The organism is Arthrobacter sp. TB 26 (assembly GCF_000427315.1).
Lineage (GTDB): Bacteria > Actinomycetota > Actinomycetes > Actinomycetales > Micrococcaceae > Arthrobacter.
Map to the genome: position 1 here is coordinate 246 of NZ_AUPJ01000464.1, position 1,445 is coordinate 1,690.

2 pseudogenes (1 of these 2 only partly in view) are annotated in these 1,445 nt (G+C 70.1%); both read left to right on the forward strand.

What is annotated here, in order from left to right:
• A pseudogene (locus K789_RS0117820) lies at positions 1-838 on the forward strand (site-specific tyrosine recombinase XerD) (it extends 83 nt beyond the left edge of the window).
• 236 nt (positions 839-1,074) lie between these two features.
• Positions 1,075-1,445 (forward strand): annotated as a pseudogene (locus K789_RS0117825) (endonuclease); the annotation flags it as partial.

A 1,445-nucleotide genomic window follows, 5' to 3' on the forward strand; every position in this document is an offset into this window, starting at 1 on the left:
CCTCGCCCACACGGGCCGCCAGCGCCCCGACGAGATCACCCGGCATGACGTCACCGGCTTCGTCCGGGCGCTCTCCGACGGGTCCGATGGCGGCTCAGCCTTGGGCATCCGCTCGGCGGCGCGGACCGTGGTGGCCGTGCGCGGGCTCCACAAGTTCTGGGCACTCGAAGGCGTCACCCCCACCGACCCGGCGAGCGACGTCCACCCGCCCATGCCCGGCAAACGCCTGCCCAAAGCCATCAGCGTCGACGAGGTCACGCGGATCCTGGACGCGGTCGGCACCGACACCGCCACCGGCCTGCGGGACCGGGCACTGCTGGAGTTCCTCTATTCCACCGGTGCCCGCATCAGCGAAGCCATGGGCCTCGACGTCGACGACATTTCCCTGCACACGCCAGAGCAGAACGGACGGACCGAGGCCGGGCCCGCGATTGTCCGGCTCTTCGGCAAGGGTTCCAAGGAACGGCTGGTCCCGCTGGGATCGTTCGGTGCCCGCGCCCTCGATGCCTACCTGGTCCGCGGCCGGCCGCTTTTGGCTGCCAAGGGCAAGGGGACGCCTGCGCTGTTCCTGAACGCCCGCGGCGGACGGATCAGCCGGCAGAGCGCCTGGACCATCCTCAAGACGGCCGCAGAGAAAGCAAACATCACCAAGGCCGTATCGCCGCACACCCTGCGGCACTCCTTCGCCACGCACCTGCTCGAGGGCGGTGCGGATGTCCGTGTGGTGCAGGAGCTGCTGGGTCATGCTTCCGTGACCACCACACAGGTCTACACCCTGGTCACAGCGGACACCCTGCGGGAGATCTACGCCGCCGCGCATCCCCGGGCGCTGGGCTAGAGCCACCGCAAGGAACCAAGTGAACGCGGGCGCGAAGACAGGTGCCTGGCAGCAGGGCGTCGCTGACCGTCGGCGGCGTGGAAAGTTTGCTCCGACGGCAGTGGACCTTGTCCGGGCCGGGAACGCGATTGTGCTTTGAAGACCATCCACGTCCGGTCGCGGGCAGTTGCCGGCGCCCGTCCCGTTGCCCTGCCGGTTTCGGGAAAAATGTCGGTGGTGCGCGCTAGTTTTGGTGTATGGAAAGCACGGACTGCATCGCGGATGGCAGGGCGGCCCTGGCGGGCGTCGCGGTGTTGGCCGCGGCGCTGGATTCCGGCGCCGGCGCTGACGGCGGTGGCCCGTCCGGCGCCGGTGTTCACCGGGATGCTGGTCCGTTGGCGGACGATCCGTTGCGGGAGCTGGCGGATGATTGCCTGGACGGCCTGGCCGAGGTCGCCCGGTGGGAAGCGCGGGCCGCGGCGTTGAAGGTGAGACTGGGCGCGGCCTATCTGCAGGCCACCGAGACCCTGGCGGCCCCGGCGTCGCTGCGGGACTCTGCCTGCCAGGAGATGGCGGTGACGGCGGAGGTCGCGTGTGTCCTGACCGTGAGCGAGCGGACCGCGGGAGC